Below are 23,731 nucleotides of genomic sequence, written 5' to 3'. Positions count from 1 at the left end.
AAAAATTTCAGGAGGTCATAAGATGAAAGCGGTTAAATGGGGAACGGGGCTCACGGCATTTCTGATGGTCGCCGGCATGCTCGCCGGCTGCGGCAGCTCGGGGAACGGAGATTCGCAGCAATCGGGGACGGCAGGGGCATCGCCATCGCAGAAAGCGTCGGACGGCGGGGCGACCGATACCGGGACCAAGGCCGATCCCGGCAAAGCCAATGTCGAAGTGACGCTGATGACGTGGGAATCGCAGGATATGAACAATAAAATCATGGACAGCATGAAAAAATTCGAGCAGGATAACCCGGGCATTACCGTCAAGCTGATGCCCGCTCCGCTCAGCGATTACGGCGTGAAGCTCAACGGGATGATCGCAGCCAAGCAGGCGCCGGATATTTTCGAATTGGGCAACGATATGATGCTGCAGGATCAGGCGCAGAATCTGCTCTTCGACTGGACGTCGCACGCGAGCGCGGATCAAGAGTTCATGAACGGCTTCTATCCCGGCGTCACCGACAGCTGGAAGGTCGACGGCAAGAACTTCGGTCTGCCAGGCCTTCTGAACACGTACGGCATTTTCTATAACAAGCAGCTGTTCCAGGATGCCGGTCTTCCCGAGCCGAAGCCGGGTTGGACGTACGACGATTTCTTCAACGCGATGGGGAAGCTGGCGTCCAAGCAGAACGGCGTTCAGCAGTACGGCTACTACGGCCACCCCGATCCGTTCACGGTCTCGCTGTATTCGGTATCCGCGGGAGGCGCTCCGTTCGCCGACAACCTCCTGAACCCGATGAAGGTGGAGATCAGCCCGCAGTTCGTGGAGCTCGTCGCCAAGTACCAGAAGGCCATCGCCGACGGCGCGATGAACCCCCCGAACTTCGATCTGTCCAATATTATGGGGCCGTTCAAAGACGGCAAGGTCGGCATGACCTATCAAGGCCAATGGGTCGCCGACGATCTGATCCGCAACGCGCCGAACCTGAAGTGGGGCTACGTCCCGATGCCGGTCGTCGACAAGCAGTCCGAGATCTACGACGCCGTCGGCTGGGCCAGCCCGGTCAGCATCAAGAACCCGGACGCCGTCTGGAAGGTGCTGAAGTATCTCGACTCGACGATGTACCAGGACGTGCTGCCGCAGACGCCGGTCGCTCCGTCCGCTTTCCAGGCTTCCGCTTCTTCCTATTACGACGCCCTGAAAAAGTCCGGTCACCAGGATCTGGCCGACGGCATCGACCATATTCTGAAGTCGCCCGATACGGAGCCCGTCCGTTTCCTGCCTGCCTGGGCGGGCAAAGCGAACCCGTTCATCGACACCGTATGGAACAACGTGCTTGCCGGCAAAGGCGGCGAAAAGGAACTCCAAGGCATGGCCGACAAGATCAATAAAGTCATTCAGGCTTCGAAGTAACGAAGGAGGGCAGCAGGAGCCGACTAAGAGCACATCTTTCGGCTCCTCTTTTTTCTTCGCGATGAAGGAGGTGATGCATTCGACAACGATGGGGGTTGGGCTAGGACGAGGTCGGCAGTACGAATCGATTCCATGGGAGGTTAAGTAATGGCGCCGAAAAGAAGGAAAAGATCGATTGGATTCGGATGGGCAGCGGCAATGGTCTTCGCGGCGGCTTCGTGGTCGGGTTTCGGGACTCCCGCGGCGAACGCGGCAGAGGGCGCGACGGCGACGCCGGCCGCATCTCAGATCGGCTTTAGCCCGTCCGATGCAGATACGGCGATGAAGGCGTTCAATCAGGCGTTCTGGGACCCGAATGCCAAGTTCTTCTGGTCGAATTCGAATCGCGGCACGAACTACCAAGGCTTCTGGGTCGAAGCGGAGCTATGGGAGCTGGTGATGGATGCGTACCTTCATACCTCCGACGCAGGCTTGAAGGCGACGCTGCGCAATCAGATCGACGAGATCTTCGACGGGACCGTGGCCAAGTACGGGGCGGATTGGACCGACAATCATTTCAACGACGATATTATGTGGTGGGCCATGGGCAGCGCGCGCGCCTATGAGATCACCCAAGAGCCGCGTTACTTGGAGAAGGCGAAATATTATTTCGACTTCGTCTACGATACGCAATGGGAAGACAGCTTTGCGAACGGCGGGATCTGGTGGATGAACACCGATCATTCCACCAAGAACGCCTGCATCAACTTCCCGGCTGCCGAAGCGGCCGTCTATCTGTACAACGCGACCAAGGACGATCATTATCTGGAGGCGGCCACCCGCATCTACCGTTGGGGCAAGACGATGCTGACGGACGGCAACGGCAAAGTGTTCGACCGCATCGAGATGAAGAACGGCGCGGTGCCGGACGCGACCCATTACAACCAGGGGACGTTCATCGGCTCGGCGGTCGGCCTGTACCGCATCACCGGGAACCGCGTCTATCTGGACGATGCCGTGAAGGCGGCCGCCTTCACCCAGAATCATCTGGTCGACGGGAACGGCTTGCTCCGTTACGAGGGGCCGAACGGAGACCTGAAGGGCGGCAAGACGATCCTGGTCCGCAACCTGGCCTACCTGCAGCAGGCGCTCGATCGCAGCTCCGAGGACGTATACAAGCCGTTCGCAACCCAATTCAAAGAATGGCTGGCGGCCAATACGAATACGGCTTGGAGCAACCGGAACGCCGACGGGATCGTGGACGGCAACTGGGCGGGGCAGCTGCTCTCCGGCACCTATGAATCCTGGTCGTCCGCCGCGGCCGTCGAAGCCTTGACCGTCTTGCAGCCCGGTTCCGCTACGCTTCCCGTCCAAGCGAGGAATCCGTACGCCAAAGTGGAGGCGGAATCGTACAGCGTCGGCAGCGGATTCGGTCTCGAAGGCAGCTCGGAGGGCACGCTGCAGCTGGCCGGCATCCAGGCGGGCGGCTTCGCGGCCTACAAGAACGTGGATTTCGGCAGCGCCGGAGCGGTCGGATTGATCGCCAGAGCGTCGAGCGCGACGGGCGGAGGGAACATCGAGGTTCATCTCGACGCGGCGAACGGCCCGAAGGTCGGCACCCTCGCCGTGGAAGGAACGGGCAGCTGGAATACCTATTCCGATGCCGTTGCCGTCCTGAAGGACGATCAGGGGAATCCGAGCGTCATTACGGGCGTGCATGACGTCTATCTCGTCTTCGCCAAGACGAACGATACTTATCTGTACAACTTGAACTGGTTCAAATTCACCACGTCCGATCCGACCAAGACCGATGCCTACGCCAGGCTCAAGGCCATCCATGCTGAAGGCAGCTCGGGCCTGAGCGTCAATGCGGACGCGGGAATCCTGGACGGCATCGGCAACGGCGCCTATGCTTTCTATAAAGGCATCGACCTGGGATCCGGCGCTGCCGGAATCACGGCGCACGTGTCGAGCGGCGGTCAAGGCGGCACGATCGAGGTGCGGCTGGACGGCGTCGACGGACCGGTCGCGGGGACGATTGGCGTTCCGGCCTTGGGCGACTGGAACAACTGGGTCGACCTCATGGCCAATATCGACGACAGCCTGGCGAACGGCGTTCATGACGTCTACCTCGTTTTCCGCGGAGCAGGCGGGAGCGACTACCCGTGCAATTTGGGCTGGTTCACCTTTACGACGGTGAAGGGCAAAGCGCGGGACGCCTACGCCAAGCTGGAAGCCGAAAACTACACGGGCGGCGCCGGCTTCGGAACGGAGAACGGCGGCGGGCAGACGTATCTGGCGGGGATCAACGCGGCCAACAACCCTTATGCCATGTACAATTATATTGATTTTGGGAGCACGAGCCCGACGAAGATGCACGTCCAAGCGGCAAGCGATACCGCCGGCGGCACGATCGAAGTCCGCATCGACAGCTTGAACGGACCGGTCATCGCGACGGATACCGTAGCCGGAACCGGCGGATGGCAGAAATTCGCCGTGACCTCGGCGGACGTCACGACTCCCGTCACCGGCCCGCATATCGTGTTCCTGCTGTTCAAAGGCACCGGCTACTTGTTCAATCTGGATAAATTCACGTTCGGGGATCCGTCCGTGCTGTCGGCGCCCGATAAGCCGCCGGTTACGGTTCCGGACAGCATTCCGCCGGGAGACGTCGAGAACGTCCAGGCGATTCGCGACCAAGGCGCGATCCGGCTGTACTGGGACGGTCCTTATGATATCGACGCCCAGAAGGTAGAGCTGACGCCGGTCAGCAACGGGCAGCCGATCGGAGACGCCGTCGCCGTCGGTAGGGGGATTCAAACCGCCTCGCTGTCCGGTCTTGCCGATGCGCCGAACCTGGGCATCGCCATCCATGCGATAGACGCTTCAGGCAACGTATCCGCAGGAATCGTCGTGAAGATGGACGATCTCCCCGCCTTCACGCTCGCGGCCGACGGCAAGGCCGTGGAGGAGGGCGGATCGCTGGAAGACTTCATGACGCTCCGGTTCACGGCGCTGGACAAAGCGGCGGCGATCAGCTCGGCTTCGATCACGATCGACGGCGCCGTCTTCCCGATTCCTCCCGGCAAGCCGAGCGTCGATCTCGATATGGCCGGCAAGCTGGGCGCCAAGTCGGCCTCGATCGCGATCGAGGATGCGGCGGGCAACAAACGCTATCAGACGGTCGCATTTAACGTTGTCACCAGCGTGGGCTCGATGCAGCATTTGATCGACCGGTTCAAGCGTTCGGGCGAGCTGAGCGGCGCGTTGATTCCTCAACTGAACGGCGATCTGGATCAGGCTGCGCGTCATCTGGAACGCGGGAAGAAAGACCAGGCGCTGAAGGCGATGCAGGACTTCGTCAAACACTTGAACAACAAAGATTTAAGCGGCTCGGTCAAGGATAAGGCCAAAACGATTCTGAATACGGACGCCGATTCGCTGATTAACGCCTGGAAGTAACGTAGAGGAGGATGCCGGGAGGTCGGAACCTAAAGGTAGGAGCAAGGAAGAGGCCGTTCGCGTCATAAAGACGCGGACGGCCTCTTGGCGTTCGGTAGCGCTATTTGCGTTATGTTATATTCCGTGGATATACGGCGGCGATGCCGGTCTTACAGGCTTTATAGAAAATAGTGAAATCGTAGAATAATGAGAATTGCCGCTCCCGCAGGCGTTATTTATTGTAGAAGTAAACGCGCGGGGAGGAAGGGAGATGAGCGAGATCGAAAAGGAAATCGAGCAGGGCGTCCATCATTTCAGCAGCGAATCCAAGTGGGTCAAACCGGAGGACCCCGTCATCCTGCAACGATTGGAGTGGTTCCAAGACCAGAAGCTGGCGCTCATGATGCATTGGGGGCCTTATTCCCAGCTCGGCTTGGCAGAGTCATGGACGCTGAGCGACGAGGACGGCGACTGGGCGCGCAACGATATCGACTGGACCGACGATTACGAGGAGATGAAGCGGGCGTACATCGGCTTGAACAAGACGTTCAATCCGATCCGTTTCCAGCCCGAACAATGGGCGAAGACGGCCGCAGAAGGCGGGTTCAAGTATTTGATCTTTACCACCAAACATCACGACGGCTTCTGTATGTGGGATACGCATACGACGGATTACCGGATCACGGACGGAGCTACCCCTTTCCATGCGCATCGTTATGCCGATATTTGCCGACACGTGTTTGATGCGTTTCGCAGGGAAGGGCTGGCGATTGCCGCCTATTTCTCTAAAGCGGACTGGCATACGCCCTACTATTGGGCACCGGGCATGAAAAGAGGGCGGCATACGTGGCGCGGTCCTTCGTACGATCCGCAAGAATATCCCTGGCTATGGGAGAAATTCGTCCAATTGACGCACGAGCAAATCATGGAATTGATGACCCGCTACGGGAGAGTGGATATGCTCTGGCTGGATGCCGGCTGGGTGCGAGACGGAGGAAGGGTCAGACAAGACATCCGGCTCGGCGAAGTGGTAGCGCGCGCGCGCCGGGTTCAGCCCTGGCTGCTCTCCGTCGATCGCACGGTAGGCGGTTCTTATGAGAATTACGTGACGCCGGAGCAAACGATCCCTGAGAAGCCCATGAACGTGCCCTGGGAAAGCTGTATCACAATCGGCACCTCCTTCTCGTTCGGGTACGAGGACGCCTACAAATCCGCCCGCCAATTGGTCCATATTCTGATGGAGGTGGTGGCCAAGGGCGGCAATCTGGCGCTCAACGTCGGCCCTCAGCCGGACGGCAGATTGCCGAAGGGCGCCGTCAAAAGCATGAAGGATCTCGGCGCGTGGCTGAAGAGATACGGAGAAGCCGTGTACGGCACGCGCATGCGCGCTCCGTACTACACCGGTTCTTGCGCTTTTACAGGCAAGGGGGACGCGTTATATTGCACCTATTTGTATCCGGATGAAGACGCCCCCCTCTCGGAGCGTCTCTATCTTCCTTATCTCGAACGCGTGACTGCCGTCGAGCTCGTGGGCGTCGCGGGGGAGCTGGAATTCAGACGAGAGGGCGAGGGGATATCGGTTCGGCTCCCGGCATCGGAGCTCGCCGGCAAAGCTCCGATTGCCCACGTATTCCGAATCCGCAAAGATGAGGTCCGTCGGCTTTCTTGATCGAACGAGGGAGGGGAGATGCGAATGAACAGCAATTGGTTTCGGCGACTCCTTTTATCGTACCTTCCTGCGTTTTTTATCGTGATCACGATCTTGTTTGCGGTCTTTTTGCAAGCGCTCAATGAACAGAACCGACGCGAAGCGATCAAGGCCAACGAATTCCTGGCTCAGCAAGTCATCCGGTACACGGATAATGCTTTGAAGACGCTTGACTACCGGATTTTGCGGGACATTCTGTCGACGCCCGTGCTGCAGCATTTTTTCAGGGTGAACAGCAACGACGTTTATGGGAACATCCAGGCTATGGACCTCATGGAGGATTGGAAGTTCAATTTTCCGATCATCGACTCGGCTTATTTTCTAAGAGTGGACGATCGCTTCGTTTTGGGAGACGGGGCGGGACAGACGACCGATTTTCAGGATGAGCCCTTCCTCTTGCCCTTTATCGAGCAGCATCGAGATTTGGGCGTATGGACCGGAAAAAGAACCTACAAGCCCTATCCGTCGGAGCGTCCAACGGAAGTCATTACGATCGTACGGGGTTACCCCCATTTTGCAAGCGCGAAGACCGGGTATATCGTCGTCAACGTCAGTTTGTCCAAGCTCCGGCGCGCGATCGCTCCCATGTACAATCCGGACCTCACTTACGTCCGCATGTCGGACGGCGACGGCGCAAGCCTGGTTAGCGGCAATGCCGAAGACGCAAGCAGCCGAAGCGTTTTTTCCCACTACGTTTCCCCGTACACGGGCTGGGAGATCGACAGCGGACCCGCAAACCGGGGGCTGACCCGGATGGCTCTGGATCTCTACAATATCTGGTTCATCATGGCCTTGGCGGCGGTGCTGCTCGGCGCGATATGGGTCGTGCATGTCACGCGACGCAACTATCGGCCGATCAGTCAGCTGGTCGCGCTAATCCGGACCAGCTCCTGGATCCAACAGGATGACGGCAAGCCGGCCGCCAACGAGTTCGGCTTTATCCGCGGGGCGTTGGAGCACTTTATGGAGGAGACGAAGAAAAACAGGCAGCAGCATCAAGAAACCCTTATCTTACAAAAAAAACACCGGTTCCAAGAGGCGCTGGAGGGCGTCGTCCCGATCCGCGAGGCGGAATGGCAGGCGGATCTGATCCGTTACAACGTGAATCCGGCAGGCCCGCAAGCCTTTGTGCTGATCCTGGAGATCGATCGCTACAATCGGTTTGTCGCGTCTTACCACGCGCAAGATCAGTCCATCCTCAAATTCCTCCTGTCCAGCGCCGTGCAGGAAATGGTGCAGCTCCACGGGGCTTCCGTCTGGGCGGAATGGACGGCGGACCGCCGGCTGTCGGCGGTCGTGTGGATCCGCGAGGCCGAGGATGGGGCCAAGCTGCGGGATGCCATAGGGGAGCAAATCGTAGAATGGGTACGCGGCAACTTGAGCTTTACCGTCACGCTGGGCGTCCATGGCATGGCCGTCAGCCTGGAGGAGATCAGGCGATCCGGCGATATCGCCGGAAATTTGCTTTCCTATAAAGCCGTTCTCGGAACGGCAAGGCTCATCCGCCCGGAAGTGATCGAAGGGACGCAGCCGCGCATTCACGAATTTTTCGGCACGATCCACGCTTTATCGCAGGCCGTCCGGCTGCCGGAAAGCGGCTGGCTCAAACATTTGGACGAGCTGTTCAAACAAATCCATGATTCGGTTTCCTCGCGGAAGGAAATCGAAAGTCTGCTGCAGTTCCTGCATCAGCAATTAAGCCGCGTTTTCCTGGAGTTGTCCAAAGAATACCGGGACGCCTGGAAGGACGCGGAGGCGGAATGGCTTCGATTGGAAAGTGAATGGGAAACCGTTCATGAACTGCAAAGCGCCTGCGGCAGCATCTTCTGCGCATTGTCCGGAGAGTTGCAGAAGGTGCGGGATTCGCAGCGAAACCGAGCGGTGATCGGCGATATCCGGACCTATATCGAGAAGAGTTACGCCAACCCGGAGCTATCCTTGGATCACTTGAGCGACAGGTTCGTGATCCATGCCAAGAATATAAGTAAATTGTTCAAGGAGGAGTTCGGCGGGAACTTCGTCGACTTCCTCATCGGACTTCGAATGGATCATGCCAAGCGCATGCTCCAAAAATCGGACAAATCCCTGCAGGAAATCAGCGCCGAGGTCGGGTACAACAACTACAATTCTTTTAACCGCGCCTTCAAAAATTCGACGGGGATATCGCCAAGCGACTATCGGAAACAAGCCCATCCCTGAATGCGCGCGCTCCTTGAAATGCACACGATCCGGTGTCGGCCGAATCCGAATCCTCGGTAGCGTCAGCGTACTCGGCGCGCTTACCGGGGATTTTCTATGCGCGGGAAAAACGCCAAGTATAGAAAAAGGTGAAGTATCCCGTATCCGTGTACGCGATCGGCCTCATCGGCGCAGCTGCGAAAAAGGCGTAGTCGCCGAATCTTACAAATTGATGAAGGAGACGAGCGCCGGCTAGAATCGAACTACCGAACCCGACAACCCGGAGGGGGAGACGGCGCTTGGGAATCCATCCGACAGGGAGCAATGCCGATGGCGCAAACATGGATCAAAGCGAGGCGCAGCTGGGAGTTGTATCTTCTCGTCCTTCTTCCCGTGCTTTATCTCCTCGTTTTTAAGTACATTCCGATGTTCGGGGTCTTGATCGCATTCAAGGATTTTAATGCGGTCGATGGGATACTGGGCAGTCCTTGGGTGGGGTTCAAGCACTTTGAGAACCTGTTCGCCTCGCCGAATTTCCCTCTCTTAATCAAGAACACGCTTGCCATAAGCTTTTATGCGCTAATCGCGGGTTTTCCGATTCCGATCCTTCTCGCTTTAGCGCTGAACGAGATCAGGACGGGCTTTTTCAAGCGCGCCGTACAGATGGTCACTTATGCGCCGCACTTTATTTCTACCGTCGTGATGGTATCGATCATTATCCTGATGCTCTCGCCGCACGTCGGCATCGTGGAACGTATTTTCGCGTTTTTCGGATGGTCCAACACCAATTTCATGGGCGAGCCCGGACTGTTCAAATCCATTTACGTATGGTCGGGCGTCTGGCAGGAGATGGGTTATGCGTCGATCATCTATATCGCGGCCCTGGCCGGCGTGGATCCTTCCTTATATGAAGCGGCGCGCATCGACGGGGCTTCCAGGTTCAAGAAGATCATCCACATCGATCTGCCATCCCTGATCCCGATCACGGTGATCATGCTGATCCTGAGTTTGGGGAATGTGATGGGCGTCGGTTTCGAAAAAATCTATCTCATGCAAAATCCGCTTAACCAGAGCGCATCCGAAGTCATTTCCACTTATGTGTACAAGGTTGGATTGCTTGGGGCCAATTTCAGCTTCTCGTCGGCTGTCGGATTGTTTAATTCCGTCATTAATCTAGTCTTGCTCTTGGTTGTGAATTTCGTAGCCCGCAAGGTATCGGAAAACAGCTTGTGGTAGAAAGGCGGCCGTCCATGTCCCATTATCAAAAGATCAAGGAGCCGTTGGGCGACCGCGTGCTTCTCATCTTCCTCTATGTCTTGCTCGCGATCATCGCGATGTCGGTGCTTTACCCCTTGCTGTATATCCTGAGCTCGTCCCTCAGTTCGCCCAAAGCGGTCGTTTCAGGCCAAGTATGGCTTTTCCCGGCTGAGTTTTCCCTTCGGGCGTACCAATCGATCTTGGGCAGTTCGCAGTTGATGCTTGGCTTTTACAACAGCATCGTTTATACCGTCGTCGGAACGTTGATCAATGTCGCCTTCACGGTGCTGATGGCTTTTCCGCTGTCGCAGAGAGGCATGCCCGGCCGCAAATACCTCATGATTCTCATGATGATCACCCTCTTTTTTAGCGGCGGGCTTATTCCGACTTATTTGCTGGTCAAGGATCTCCATTTGCTGGATACCCGCTGGGCGCTATGGCTGCCGGGAGCCTTCTCCATCTTCCAGGTCATCGTCGCCCGCACGTTCTTTCAGACTTCCATCCCGATCGAACTGCAGGAAGCTTCCCAGATCGATGGTTGCCGGGATTCCCGTTATTTGTGGAGCGTCGTGCTTCCGCTTTCCAAGCCGATTCTGGCGGTGATGACTTTGATGTATGCGGTAGGTCATTGGAACGCCTACTTCGACGCCTTGATTTATTTAAGGTCGGAGCATTTGTTTCCCCTCCAGTATGTGCTCCGGAACTTATTGATTCTGAATGCTGTGGATCCGGGGATGCTGGCGAACACGTCTCAACGCATGCGCGACCAAGGCTTCGAGCAGGTGCTCAAATACGCCTTGATTGTCGTGACCTGCATCCCCGTCTTGGTCCTGTACCCGTTCGTTCAGAAGCATTTCGTCAAAGGCGTCATGATTGGCTCCTTGAAGGGCTGATCTCTTGATAGCAAATGCAGGGCCATGAAAGGGAGGAGTCAGCTTGAAAAGGACACTGTGGGTATCGCTAATGATTTTGTTGGTCGGCAGCACCGTTCTTGCGGCTTGTGCCGGAGGAGGCAAGGGGAATAAAGGCGCAAGCCCTTCGGCAAGCGAATCGTCCGCGGATCCGTCCGCCAGTTCTAAACCTGCAAGACCGGTTGACATCTCGTTCTTCGCTCCGCAAGGCAAAGCGCCTCTGGAAGACAATGATTACACGAAGTTAGTGGAGCAGAAATTCAATGTAAAGATCAAGTGGGATCTGGCGCCTGCCGACGCTTTGGTGGATCGCAGGCAGCTGCTGCTCGCCAGCGGCGACTATCCGGAAGTGTTTTTGGAAGGCAAATTCACGACGACGGATATCTTGACATATTCCAAACAAGGCGTATTGATTCCGCTGAACCATCTGATCGACCAATATGCTCCGAATCTCAAAGCGCTCATGGAGAAGAAGCCGTATCTCAAGACGGCCATGACGGCTCCGGATGGCAACATCTACGGCATTCCTCGGTTCAACGAATGTTATCATTGCCAATATTCCCAAAAGTACTGGATGAACCAGGAATGGCTGGATCGCGTCGGTCTGCCGGTCCCGACCACGACGGATGAATTGTATGCCGTGCTGAAGGCCTTCAAGACGCAGGATCCGAACGGCAACGGCAAAGCGGACGAAATCCCGCTGACCGGCGCGCCGAACAAGTCGGTATGGAATGGCAATATTGACGCCTATCTCATGAATTCGTTTATCTACAACGATAACGACAAGTATCTGACCGTCAACGGAGGCAAGGTGATCTTCGCCGCCAACAAACCGGAATGGAGAGAAGGCCTCGCGTTCATTCATAAGTTGTATAAAGAGGGCCTGGTCGACAAGGCGTCATTCACTCAAAACGATCAGGCGGTCGGTCAGCTGGGCAACCGCGAAGGCGCCGAAATCGTAGGTTCGATCACGACCGCGCTGCTTAGTTATCTCGTCAACGTATGGGACGACAACGTCACCCGCCACAAACATTGGGTGATCGTGCCGCCGCTCAAAGGACCCAATGGGGTACAGCTAGCCGGCACCTCGCAAGGCTTGGGCGAATTCGCATTCACCATCACGAAGAAGGCGAGCGAAGCGCAGCAGATCGCCGCCATCCAAATCGCGGATTATGCATTCTCCGAAGAAGGCGCGCTTCTCAGCGAATATGGGACGCATGAAGGGGTTGGTTGGAACAAGGCTCAGGTTGGCGAGAAGAACATCTGGGGAGAACCGGCCAAATACAGCTTTGAAAACTTGCCGCACCAGGACGAGAATGCCATCCGAAACGACAGCTGGTCGCTGCTGGGTCCGAAGGACATGTCGAAGGAATTCCGCGATTCGTTCGCTTCCGCGCAAGATCCGCTGAGCTCGAAAGGATACGAGACGCGTCTGGCGCAGGCAACCAAAACGTACGAGCCGTTCGCTCCGAAGGAATTCTATCCGGCTGGCGCCTATATCCGTCCGGAAGACACGGATGCCGCGGCGCAACTGACGACGTCGATCAAGGATTACGTCCAGTCCAATATGGCCCAGTTCATCCTAGGCAATAAAGACATCGAGAAGGATTGGGATGCTTACGTAAAAGGATTTGACGGCTTGAATCTGACGAAGTATATCGAAATCTATCAGGCCGCGATCGAGAAGAATTAAAACGCCACGTAATGCGGGAAGGCTCCGCTACTAGCCGTTCTGGGATCGCCACGCTGCTCGCCGGCCATCTCCAATCCGGATCAATTCGAAGAGGCGAACGGATTCAATCCGTTTCGCCTCTTTTCGGTTCGTCAGGCTATCGCTGTTTCTTCCCGGGGGGCTTGGCGTACCGCATGATTCTGTGAAACATCGTCTTGTCGGGCAGGGCGCGAAAGATATATTTATCGGGCCTCGAATTGACCTCCAGAATCCAGGGCTTCCGCTTCCGATCCACGGCGACATCGATTCCGAACGCCCGATAGGCCGGGAAGTAGCGGCTCATATGCGCGCTTGTCCGGATGCTTAGCCGCTTCAACCGGTCCACGTACGAAGCTTGATCGGCTTTGGACATCAGCGGACCCAGCAGATCGGGAACCGGCATTGGTTTGCCTCCGCTATGGTAGTTGGTTACAACCATTCGCGGCTTGGCAACCCGTCCTACGATCCCGGTTACCTCCCATCGGGATGCCCGATCGCGCTGCACCATGATGCGCAGATCGAACGGCCTGCCCAAGTGGCGCAGCATGGAGATCCCGGTCTGCACCAGATAGCGCTTGTTCTGCTTCGCCTGAAGGAAGGCCCGATACGCGCGATCCAAAGTAGCGAACGATCGGCGCTTGGTGCCGTACTGGAGATCGTAACCGCCGCCCGCTCGCCGACTGAGCTTCAAGATGCCGAAACCTCCGGTTCCGTGGCTCGGTTTCAGATAGACGGAGTCGTTCTTCGTCAGCATGCGCCGTATATTTTCATTGGTTGCCATTCGCGTCAGCGGGAGATGCCGGGCCAACGCCGCATCTCTCCTCAATGCCCGATACTTGCCCCACTTGTTGTTCCCGTATTGCATCTCATCACTCCATATCGCGAATGAATACGCAATGATTAGATATATGCTTGCCATGCTTGTTGGTGCTCGTCCGCGCGAACTTCGGGCACCCGCCGCCATGCGGCTGGGCGCATCGGGCAGGCACCGTTCTGGGTAGGCGGCCATACGATAGCGTAGGCAAGGAATAAAGGAGGAGACACCTTGGTGCAACTCGACTTGGAAACGGCGAAGCGCTTGATCGCCGTCGCAGAGCAGAAGGCCCGTCAGATGGGCTTGTCGAGCGATATCGCGATCGTGGACGCGGGCGCGAACCTCATCGCCTTCCATCGGATGGACGGCGCTCGGATCGCCGGCATCGACATCTCGCAGAATAAGGCTTGGACGAGCGTGGCGATGCAGATGCCTACGGCCAATCTGGCGCAATCGGCGCTTCCGAACGGCCCTTCGTTCGGCATCAACACGACCAACCATGGACGGCTGGTCATTCTGGGCGGGGGCATTCCGCTCGTGAGGGAAGGCCGGATCGTCGGCGGCATCGGCGTCAGCGGAGGAACCAGCGCCCAAGACATCGAAGTGGCGAATGCGGCCGTTCAGGCCTTCGAAGCGATGCGGGCGGATGGAGCGGCGGGATTCGCCAGCGCCCGGATCGGTTCGATTCAATCCTACGGATAAGCGACGAGATGCAATCCCGACTGCGTTAGGGGGAGATGCGCCGCCGGAAATGGTTACATAAATAAGCGCTCCGGGCGCATCTTCAGCTTCTCGGATTGGGTTCGAAAATGAATTCGAAAGACAAAAAAACCGGGTTCTCTTCTCATGAGAGAACCTGGTTTTGTGTGAACCTTGGTCTAGCGTGCGGTTGTTTAACGCGGCGCGCCTGTCGGACGTTAAACAAACAGGACGGCGAGCAGCGCCAGCGCGGCAGGCAATCCTTGCACGAGCAGAATCGATCTTTTGGCGGTGAATCCGCCGTACACGGCCGCCACGATCACGCAGGCCAAGAAAAAGAGTTGGATCTGCTCGCCGAAGGAGGCGTTCGGATGCACCAGACCCCAGACCAATCCGGCGGCGAGAAAGCCGTTGTACAACCCTTGATTGGCTGCCAGCGTCTTGGACGTTTCCGCGACTTCAGCCGTCGTTCCGAAGGATCTCCTCGCTCTGGGCGTCGTCCATAGAAACATTTCCAGGATCAGGATGTACACGTGCTCCAGGGCGACAAGGGCGACTAAAATGAGACCGATCAATATATCATTCCTCTCCGTAGCGTATGCGGCGCATCGCCTTGATTTCATATCGTTCGTTCGAATTCAGTGTACCCGATGCTTCCAACGTGTGCAGCATTTATTCTACCCTCGCATTCTAGCGTGCTGACGGACAAGCTCCGTCAGCACGGGAAAAGAACGCCCGGGGAAACGCCACCCAATCTGCTTAATGTTAATAAATACACTAACAATAGAAGGCTTGCTTGAATATAAAGCTAAATTCTCCCTTTACAAACGAATTGAAAACGCTTATATTTGGTTTGTAACGTGAATACATATTATAAGGTTTTATATTAATAATTAAAATGTTAATTAAATGCAAGGCGAACCGGGAGAGATGGCAGCCGGGCCCGCGCTTGATTGTGATGGCGGTTGGTGCTGTTTCGATATAAAAAGGGAGGAATCCGAGATGAGGAAGGTCCTATCCGCAATACTGACGATTTCCCTGGGGGTCGGGATTCTGGCTGGATGCAGCGGGTCCGGTAACGGCGGCAATCCAACCGCAGACAGCGCCGTCGGCAGCGGGAGCAAGACCGATACCGGAACGGGCGGCGGCAATGGCGCCAAGGTGAAGCTCAAAGGCATCATGCTGAAGCATCCGCTGACGCAAGCGCTGTCCAAGATGGATTGGCTGACCCAGGCCGAGGAGCGCGCCGGCGTCCAGATCGAATGGCAGGAAGTGACGTCCGACTGGGGCCAGAAGAAGGGCGCCCTGCTCGCGGGCGGCGACATCCCGGATCTGATCGTCGGGCCGAATGCCATCACGGACGCCGACTTCGCCCAGTTCCCCGGCATGTTCGAGGATTTGACGGAGCTCGTCGCGACCTATGCGCCCAACGTGCAGAAGATGTTCGACGAGAAGCCGGAGACCAAGATCATCGCCACCCAGACGGACGGCAAGATCTACGGCTTGCCGAAGTATCAGCGCTTCTGGCCGGCGACCGCGACGCGGCAGTTCATCAACCAGAAGTGGCTGGATAACTTGGGGCTGCAGATGCCGACCACCTGGGATGAGCTCTTCAACGTTCTCATGGCCTTCAAGGAGAAGGACGCGAACGGCGACGGCAAGACGGACGACGAGATTCCGATGGACTTCTCCCCGGTCGGCACGACCGGATTCGGCTTCTTCCAACCGACGGTGCTGCTCGGCAGCCTCGGCATCACGTTGACGGACGGCAGCGGTCAAGGCTACTTCGCCGAGAACGGTCAGGTCAAGAACTTCCTGGTCGACGACCGTTACAAGAAGATGGTGGAATTCCTGAACAAGTGCTGGGCGGCGGGCCTCATCAATCCGGAGGTATTCACGCAGGATTACTCCAAGTTCCAATCGGTGGCGCGCGGCAGCGGAGACACGGGCAAAGTCGGCTTCACCTGGGGCTGGGAAGTGACGGACCGCTTCGGCAATACGCTGGCCCCGCAATATACGTCGATGTCGCCGCTGAAGGCTGCCGCCGATTCGAGCGTCCCGGTCTCTTGGGATTACGACTACAATACGCTCAACTACGGCGTGAACATGGTGACCTTGTCGGCGAAATCCAAACACAAGGACGCGGCCATGAAGTTCGTCAACGAGTTGTACGACCCCAAGGTCAGCATGCAGGTGCTCTTCGGCTCGCTCGGCACCAACATCAAGGACAACGGGGGCGACGGCTACGCGGTATTGCCGCCGGCAGACGCCAGCATGGACCCCGGCACTTGGAAGTGGACGTCGACCTGGGCGGACAACGGGCCGATGTATATCGCCGACTCGCTGAACCTCACGCTCGGATCGGATATGCAATCCGTCGGCAAGCAGACGGAGCCGCTGGATCAGGCGTTCGCGGCGATCGACAAGGAGAAGAACGTGCTCCCGAGCATGTTCATCAAGTACAGCAAGGACGACAACAACGCGATGAGCCTGATCAACACGAACATGATGAATCTCGCGATGGCGAAGTTTTCGCAGTGGGTCACCAAAGGCGGCGTCGACAAAGAATGGGACGCTTACGTGAAGAACATCCAAAAAATCGGACTGGATCAGAACCTGAGCATCATGCAGAAATACTACGACGACTATAAGGGCAAAAACTGATTTTCCCATTCCGGGAAATGCCGTCCTCGAAGCCGGGGCGGCATTTCCCGATCCAACGGAGGCCGATGATGTCTTCTCTCACGCCCAAGAACCGTCGCGCCGCGATCGTCAATCTGAGACGCGACTACCAGCTCTGGCTGATGATCTTGCCGGCCCTTATCGTCATTATCCTCTTTAATTACGTGCCGATGTACGGCATTCAGCTCGCGTTCCGGGATTACGACTTCGCGAAGGGATTGGTTGGCGGCGAATGGCGGGGTCTGCATTACTTCTCGCAGTTCATTCATAGCTTCCAATTCGCGGACTTGATGAAGAATACGTTCTTCATCAGCCTGGCCACCATCGTGCTGGGATTCCCGGCCCCGATCTTGCTGGCGCTGCTCTTGAACCAGGTCCGCTGGGTACGGACGAAGAAGCTGCTGCAGACGATCGTCTACATGCCCCACTTTATCTCCATCGTGGTCATGGTCGGCTTGCTCAACGTGCTGCTGTCGCCCAATACGGGCATCGTCGGCCATCTCGTCGCCGCGATGGGCTATCCGGACTTCAACCTGCTGGCGTCGACGCACGCGTTCATCCCCGTCTATGTGCTCTCCGATATATGGCAGCACGGGGGCTGGAACAGCATCATCTATCTGGCCGCGCTCTCCACCGTGGACCCGAGCCTGTACGATGCAGCCAAGATGGACGGGGCGAACAAGTGGCAGACGATCCGGAATGTCGACATCCCGGTACTCGTCCCCACGATCATCATCCTGTTTATCCTGAGCATGGGGAGCGTGCTCGGCACCGGCTTCGAGAAGGTGTTTCTGATGCAGAATTCGCTGAATCTTCCCGTCTCCGAAGTCATCTCTACCTATGTCTACAAGATCGGGATCGTGTCCAACCAATTCAGCTATTCGGCCGCCATCGGATTGTTCAATACGCTGATCAATTTCGTGTTCCTGTACGTGATGAACGGGATTGCCAAGCGCAATTCCGAGATCAGTCTATGGTAGGAACGGCGAACCGGGGAGGAGATCGAGATGACAGCCATGCCAGCCAACGGGCGCAGCCGCGGCGAGCTTCTCTTTAACGCGGCCGTCGTGGCGCTCAGCCTAGCCGTATTTCTAATCGTGGCCTATCCCTTGTACTTTGTCGTGATCGCTTCGGTCAGCGACCAGACGCTGGTCGCTACGGGCCAGGTCACGCTGTTCCCCCGGGGCTTCAGCACCTTCGGCTATGAAGAGATCTTCAAGGACCCGCGCATCTGGACGGGGTATGGGAACACCATCATCTACACGGTCCTCGGCACGTTCGTGAATCTCCTGTTCACGCTGCCGGCGGCCTATGCCTTGTCCCGGCCCGAATTCCGGGCGAGACGGATGCTGATGTTCTTGTTCGTGTTCACCATGTTCTTCAGCGGCGGGCTGATTCCCACCTACATTCTGATGAAGTCCCTTCATCTGACGAATACGATGTGGGTGTTCATCCTGCCGTTCTCGGTGAACGTCTTCAACCTGATCATCGCGCGCACCTTTTTCGAAGCTTCGCTGCCGAAGGAGCTGTTCGAGTCCGCCTCGATGGACGGCTGCACGCACTTCAAGTTCTTCACGCTCGTCGCGATGCCCCTCTCCAAGGCGGTCGTCTCCGTCATCGCGCTGTATTATCTGGTGGCGCACTGGAACGACTTTTTTACGGGGCTGGTCTACATTCGCTCGAACGAGCTGCAGCCGCTGCAGATCGTGCTTCGGGACATCCTGCTGTCGAACCAGGTCTTCTCGCAGGGAGCGGGATCGGGCGGGAATGCCGGCGGCTACGCGCAGCAGTTCGCCGATCAGGTTAAGTACGGCGTCATCATCGTATCGACGCTGCCGATTCTGCTGGTCTATCCGTTTATTCAAAAGTACTTCGAGAAGGGCGTCATGATCGGCTCCGTCAAAGGATGAAGGGAGCCCGGAACCACGCGGCCTGGCGGATGCCGAACCGGTCGTCGTCCGGCGCAAGCGCGCTTCCAAGCCGAACGAGAACGAGAACGAGACAGAGTAACGGGATTAAAGGAGAGATCGCCATGACAACAGCAAACAAAGCCAAAATGATCATCGACAAAGCCTTCCGCATCTCGGAGATCGACAATCGCATCTACGGTTCGTTCATCGAGCATCTCGGACGCGCCGTATACGGCGGCATCTATGAGCCGGACCATCCGGCTGCGGACGGTAAGGGGTTCCGCGAGGACGTCAAGGATCTGATCCGGGCGCTTAACGTGCCGATCATCCGCTATCCGGGCGGCAACTTCGTCTCCGGCTACAACTGGGAGGACGGCGTAGGACCCGTGAAGGACCGCCCGAGGCGCCTCGAGCTGGCCTGGCGGACGACCGAGACCAACGAGGTCGGCTTGAACGAGTTCGCCGGGTGGGCGAAGGGAGCGGGCGCCGAGGTGATGATGGCCGTCAACCTGGGCACGAGGGGCATCGAGGCCGCCCGGGATCTGGTCGAATACAGCAATCATCCGGGCGGCTCGTACTGGAGCGACCTGCGCATCAAGCACGGGTACAGCGAGCCTCACCGGTTCAAGACGTGGTGTCTGGGCAACGAGATGGACGGCCCTTGGCAGATCGGGCACAAGACGGCGGAGGAGTACGGCCGGCTGGCGCTGGAGACGGCGAAGGCGATGCGGCTTGTCGATCCGGCGATCGAGCTGGTCGCCTGCGGCAGCTCCAACTCGACCATGCCGACCTTCCCGCAGTGGGAAGCGACGACGCTGGAGCATACGTACGAGGCCGTCGACTATATCTCGCTGCATCAATATTACGGCAACCGGGACCAGGATACCGCGAACTACTTGGCGCTGTCCTTGGACATGGACCATTTCATCCGAACGGTCGCTTCGACTTGCGATTACATCCAGGCGAAAAAGCGCAGCAAGAAGCGGATCCACCTCAGCTTCGACGAGTGGAACGTCTGGTTCCACTCCAACGAAGCGGACCGCCGGATCGAGCCGTGGACGATCGCGCCGCCGCAGCTGGAGGACGTCTACAACTTCGAGGACGCGCTGCTCGTCGGCAGCATGCTCATCAGTCTCCTCCGGCATGCAGACCGCGTGAAGATGGCTTGCTTGGCGCAGCTGGTCAACGTCATCGCGCCGATCATGACGGAGAACGGCGGCCGCTCCTGGAAGCAGACGATCTACTATCCGTATCTGCACGCCTCCGTCTACGGCCGAGGGGTATCCCTGCAGCCGGTCGTCGACTCGCCGAAGTACGATTCCAAAGACTTCACCGACGTGCCGTATCTGGACAGCGCGGTCGTCTACGGCGAGGAAGCGGAGACGCTCACGATCTTCGCCGTAAATCGCCATCTGAGCGAGGCGTTGACGCTCGACTGCGATGTGCGCAGCTTCGAAGGCTACGCCGTAGCCGAACATCTGGTGCTGGCGCATGACGATCTCAAAGCCGTCAACACGGCGTCGGAGGAGCAAGTGAAGCCGCACGCCCGGGGCGATGCGTCGCTTGATGCGGGCATGCTGACGGCACGCCTGCCGAAGGCGTCCTGGAACGTGATCCGGCTTGAGAAACGAGCTTAACGGGTACCGGGCAGCCTGATCGATCGAAGCTTCTTTTTCTCTGTGAAAAGGCGAGAGAGACGATTGTAGCTAGGTTAACGGTCGTATATATTATTAATATAATCATTAACCCATTCTCGCCCCGTAGCGGAGGAATTCGATGAATCTAGACGTAACCGAACGATCGCTGCCGTTCTTTGAAGCCATGGCGAGCGGCGTGCGCCTGCATGTCATTCAACTGCTCGCCGAGAAACCCATGAACATCCGCGAATTGGCGGAAGCGGTGGGCTTAAGCAGCGCGATCATGACCATGCACGTGAAGAAACTCGAAGCGGGCGGCATCGTCCGTACGGAGATGCAGCCCGGCCGGGGCGGCATGCAGAAGATCTGCTCGCTCGCGATCGAGCAGGCGGAGGTCCTCTTTCCGAACAAGATGGAGCGCATCCGCGAATACCATCAGAGCTTCATCCCGGTCGGGCATTACACGGACTTCGCGGTGGTGCCGACCTGCGGCCTAGCCACCGGAGAGAAGATTATCGGGGAGTTCGACGATCCGCGATACTTCCTCGACACGGAGCGGTTCCAGGCCGAGATCCTGTGGTTCAGCGAAGGGTTCGTGGAGTACAAGATTCCGAACTTCCTGCTCGCGACCGAGAACCCGTCCGAGCTTCTGGTCTCCATGGAGATCTCCTCGGAGGCGCCGCTAACGAATCAGAACTGGCCGTCGGACATCACGTTCTATCTGAACGGCGTCAAGCTGGGCACCTGGACCAGTCCCGGAGACTACGGCGACAAGCGGGGCAAGTACAACCCGTCGTGGTGGCCGGACAACGTGAACCAGTACGGCATGCTGAAGCATCTGACGATTACCCCGCACGGGACGCGCCTCGACGGCAAGCCGATCTCGAACGTGACGCTGAGCGACGTCAATGTCCGCGACAAGCAGTGGACCTTCCGCATCGCCTGCGAGAAGGACTCCCGCAATGTGGGCGGGGTGACCTTGTTCGGCAAAGGCTTCGGCAACTACAACCAAGACATCGTGCTTCGACTCTATTACGAAAAGGAAGTCCCCGCCGCCGAACGCATTCGAAGCGACGGGTAAGTCGCAAGACCCCGCCGCCGAGCGGATTCGAAGCGGCGGGCAGCGTGCGAGACCCCGACGGCGAACCGCGGTCGGGGATTCCAATGAGACCAGGAGTGGAAACCCTATGAAGCATACCGTAACCCTCAACGCCGATCTGCCGGTCGGGACGATCAGCCGGCATCTCTACGGTCATTTTGCCGAGCATCTCGGCAGGTGCATCTATGAAGGCATCTGGGTAGGCGAGGACTCGCCGATCCCGAATACGCAAGGAATTCGCAACGACGTGCTGGAGGCGCTGCGCCAATTGAGCATTCCGGTGCTCCGGTGGCCGGGCGGCTGCTTCGCCGACGAATACCACTGGAAGGACGGCGTCGGCCCGCGGGAATCCCGCAAGCGCATGGTCAATACCCATTGGGGCGGCGTGGTGGAGAACAACCATTTCGGGACGCACGAATTTTTCACCTTGTGCGAGCTGCTCGGCACCGAGCCCTACATCTGCGGCAACGTCGGCAGCGGCGCCGTCCAGGAAATGCAGGAATGGGTCGAGTACATGACGTTCGACGGGGAGTCGCCAATGGCGAACTGGCGTAGGGAGAACGGCCGGGACAAGCCTTGGCGGCTGAAGTACTTCGGCGTCGGCAACGAGAACTGGGGCTGCGGCGGCAATATGCGTCCGGAATATTACGCGGATGAATACCGTCGCTACCAGACGTATGTCCGCAATTACGGGGAGAACCGCATCTACAAGATCGCAGGCGGTCCGAACGTGGACGACTACAAGTGGACCGAGGTGCTCATGAAGGAAGCCGGCCGCCATATGGACGGCCTGAGCCTCCATTATTATACGCTTCCCGGCGGATGGGACAGCAAGCGGCCGGCGATCGGGTTCGACGAGGACGAATGGTTCGAGACGATGCGCAAGGCGCTGGATATGGACGAGCTGATCACGCGGCACTCGGCGGTCATGGACCGCTACGATCCGGACAAGCGGGTCGGCTTGATCGTCGACGAGTGGGGGACTTGGTTCCAGGTAGAGCTGGGCACGAATCCGGGTTTCCTGTATCAGCAGAATTCGTTGCGCGACGCGCTGGTGGCCGCTCTGCACTTCCACGTGTTCCACCGCCATTGCGACCGCGTCCATATGGCCAACATCGCCCAGACCGTCAACGTGCTGCAAGCGATGGTGCTGACGGAAGGGTCCAAGATGCTGCTCACGCCGACGTACCACGTATTCGAGATGTTCAAGGTGCATCAGGACGCGGCCGCCCTCTCCCTCCATACCGAGACGGAGACTTACCGGTCCGGCGATCAGTCGATGCCCCAAGTCAGCGTATCGGCTTCGAAGCGGGAGAACGGCCTCATTCATATCAGCCTGTGCAACGTCCATCCCGGATCGGAGGCGACGGTCTCTTTGCGGCTCAGAGGGTTGGCGGGGACGCCGGCCGTCAGCGGGCGAATTCTAACCCACGCCGACATGAACGCGCACAACACGTTCGAACGGCCGGATACGCTGCAGCCGCAAGCCTACGACGGCTATTCGGACGTCAGCCGCGACGGTCTGTCCGTCACGCTGCCGCCGATGTCCGTCGCCGTGCTGGAGCTTCGTGACTGACAGCCGCCGAGAGGGGTGCAAGGGCTGCTCGGCGGACGTCCATGTCAGCCGCAGGCAGATCGACCGCATGCTGGCCGCCCTGGCGGACAAGGAATTCGACGTCGTGAGCGATACGAAGTATGCGGATCGCTTGGCGAGCTGCCGCCGATGCCCGTCGCTGCAATACGGCAGCACCTGCATGCACTGCGGCTGCATCGTCGAGATCCGGGCGAAGCTCGGCGACAAGGGCTGCCCGCATCCGGCGGGATCGAGGTGGACCGGTGCGGACGCGGCGGCAGGAGCGGAGATCGCGATCGCGAGCAAACAGACCATCTAATCGGCTAGCAGCGCATAAGGGTACCTTCGGGTACTCTTTTATTTTTATGAAAATGGGTCTTGGCCATTATCGCTTTCAGGGCTTACACGCCTAATAATCGTACGGAATATTCGTCTTCGGTTGGGCAAAGATCGCCCGGACTTCATGGGCTGGGACCTGTCCGGTGGTGCTTACCGGGGGTGCTTGCCGGTGGTGCTCGCTGGTGGTGCTCGCTGGTGGTGCTTGATGGTGGTGCTCGCTGGTGGTGCTTGTTGGTGGTGCGCCGTGGTGCCCGCTGGTGGTGCTTGTTGGTGGTGCGCCGTGGTGCTCAATGGTGGTGCTTGATGGTGGTTCTTTCTCGTGGTGCTTTCTCGTGGTGCTTTCTCGTGATACCTGCTCCCCAATAAATTGTAATCATACAACTTATTTGGCTCC

General features: G+C 57.9%; 18 protein-coding genes. 15 read left to right on the top strand and 3 right to left on the bottom strand.

What is annotated here, in order from left to right; all coding sequences use genetic code 11:
- Positions 1-22 precede the first annotated feature (22 nt).
- The 7 genes from H7C19_RS17140 (at position 23) to H7C19_RS17110 (ending at position 12,566) form a co-directional block, all read left to right on the top strand.
- The gene (locus H7C19_RS17140) at positions 23-1,399 is read left to right on the top strand and encodes an ABC transporter substrate-binding protein (protein ID WP_185143878.1); all 1,377 of its coding nucleotides are present in this window, start codon (positions 23-25) and stop codon (positions 1,397-1,399) included.
- A 147-nt stretch (positions 1,400-1,546) separates the two neighbouring features.
- Positions 1,547-4,840, top strand: coding sequence for a carbohydrate-binding protein (locus H7C19_RS17135; RefSeq protein ID WP_246469569.1), 3,294 nt, complete (start codon positions 1,547-1,549; stop codon positions 4,838-4,840).
- Positions 4,841-5,090: 250 nt separating this feature from the next.
- Entirely contained in the window at positions 5,091-6,488 is a 1,398-nt protein-coding gene (locus H7C19_RS17130) for an alpha-L-fucosidase (RefSeq protein ID WP_185143877.1), read from the top strand.
- 24 nt (positions 6,489-6,512) lie between these two features.
- Positions 6,513-8,726: a helix-turn-helix domain-containing protein gene (locus tag H7C19_RS17125; RefSeq protein ID WP_185143876.1), complete on the top strand. Its 2,214-nt coding sequence runs from the start codon at positions 6,513-6,515 to the stop codon at positions 8,724-8,726.
- Positions 8,727-9,029: 303 nt separating this feature from the next.
- Positions 9,030-9,941, top strand: a complete 912-nt coding sequence (locus tag H7C19_RS17120; protein WP_185143875.1) for an ABC transporter permease — start codon at positions 9,030-9,032, stop codon at positions 9,939-9,941.
- Between the two features lie 14 nt (positions 9,942-9,955).
- Positions 9,956-10,855 (top strand): carbohydrate ABC transporter permease, encoded by a 900-nt coding sequence (locus tag H7C19_RS17115; protein ID WP_185143874.1) that lies wholly within the window; start codon positions 9,956-9,958, stop codon positions 10,853-10,855.
- A gap of 43 nt (positions 10,856-10,898) precedes the next feature.
- The gene (locus tag H7C19_RS17110) at positions 10,899-12,566 is read left to right on the top strand and encodes a type 2 periplasmic-binding domain-containing protein (RefSeq protein WP_313731739.1); all 1,668 of its coding nucleotides are present in this window, start codon (positions 10,899-10,901) and stop codon (positions 12,564-12,566) included.
- Between the two features lie 136 nt (positions 12,567-12,702).
- Here the strand turns inward: H7C19_RS17110 and H7C19_RS17105 are convergent, their stop codons facing one another.
- Entirely contained in the window at positions 12,703-13,449 is a 747-nt protein-coding gene (locus H7C19_RS17105) for a YheC/YheD family protein (protein ID WP_185143873.1), read from the bottom strand.
- Positions 13,450-13,629: 180 nt separating this feature from the next.
- On the opposite strand from H7C19_RS17105, the gene H7C19_RS17100 reads away from it, so the two are divergent.
- Entirely contained in the window at positions 13,630-14,100 is a 471-nt protein-coding gene (locus H7C19_RS17100; RefSeq protein WP_185143872.1) for a GlcG/HbpS family heme-binding protein, read from the top strand.
- A 215-nt stretch (positions 14,101-14,315) separates the two neighbouring features.
- Here H7C19_RS17100 and H7C19_RS17095 read toward each other — a convergent pair whose 3' ends face one another.
- Positions 14,316-14,720, bottom strand: coding sequence for a DUF1304 domain-containing protein (locus H7C19_RS17095; RefSeq protein WP_185143871.1), 405 nt, complete (start codon positions 14,718-14,720; stop codon positions 14,316-14,318).
- A gap of 379 nt (positions 14,721-15,099) precedes the next feature.
- Here H7C19_RS17095 and H7C19_RS17090 point away from each other — a divergent pair, with 379 nt between their 5' ends.
- From H7C19_RS17090 to H7C19_RS17060, 7 genes are all read left to right on the top strand, one after another.
- Positions 15,100-16,761 (top strand): type 2 periplasmic-binding domain-containing protein, encoded by a 1,662-nt coding sequence (locus tag H7C19_RS17090; RefSeq protein WP_185143870.1) that lies wholly within the window; start codon positions 15,100-15,102, stop codon positions 16,759-16,761.
- Between the two features lie 68 nt (positions 16,762-16,829).
- Positions 16,830-17,759 carry an ABC transporter permease gene (locus tag H7C19_RS17085; protein WP_185143869.1) on the top strand — a complete coding sequence of 310 codons (930 nt, stop codon included), beginning with the start codon at positions 16,830-16,832 and terminating at the stop codon, positions 17,757-17,759.
- Between the two features lie 36 nt (positions 17,760-17,795).
- Complete coding sequence (locus H7C19_RS17080) at positions 17,796-18,689, top strand: carbohydrate ABC transporter permease (RefSeq protein ID WP_185143899.1); 894 nt, start codon at positions 17,796-17,798, stop codon at positions 18,687-18,689.
- A 122-nt stretch (positions 18,690-18,811) separates the two neighbouring features.
- Positions 18,812-20,326, top strand: coding sequence for an arabinosylfuranosidase ArfA (gene arfA, locus H7C19_RS17075; RefSeq protein WP_185143868.1), 1,515 nt, complete (start codon positions 18,812-18,814; stop codon positions 20,324-20,326).
- Positions 20,327-20,465: 139 nt separating this feature from the next.
- Complete coding sequence (locus H7C19_RS17070) at positions 20,466-21,407, top strand: ArsR family transcriptional regulator (RefSeq protein ID WP_185143867.1); 942 nt, start codon at positions 20,466-20,468, stop codon at positions 21,405-21,407.
- 106 nt (positions 21,408-21,513) lie between these two features.
- Positions 21,514-23,001, top strand: a complete 1,488-nt coding sequence (locus H7C19_RS17065; RefSeq protein ID WP_185143866.1) for an alpha-N-arabinofuranosidase — start codon at positions 21,514-21,516, stop codon at positions 22,999-23,001.
- Positions 22,994-23,317, top strand: coding sequence for a DUF6171 family protein (locus tag H7C19_RS17060; protein WP_185143865.1), 324 nt, complete (start codon positions 22,994-22,996; stop codon positions 23,315-23,317). Before H7C19_RS17065 ends, H7C19_RS17060 begins: the two co-directional genes overlap by 8 nt.
- A gap of 170 nt (positions 23,318-23,487) precedes the next feature.
- Here the strand turns inward: H7C19_RS17060 and H7C19_RS34345 are convergent.
- Positions 23,488-23,731, bottom strand: a 244-nt coding sequence (locus H7C19_RS34345; protein WP_221469301.1) for a hypothetical protein, incomplete at its 5' end; no start/stop codon positions are given.

Origin of the sequence: Cohnella nanjingensis (assembly GCF_014212125.1) — a bacterium.
Lineage (GTDB): Bacteria > Bacillota > Bacilli > Paenibacillales > Paenibacillaceae > Cohnella > Cohnella nanjingensis.
Note: the sequence above shows the minus strand (reverse complement) of the source record. Positions and strands in the feature narration are given on the sequence as shown.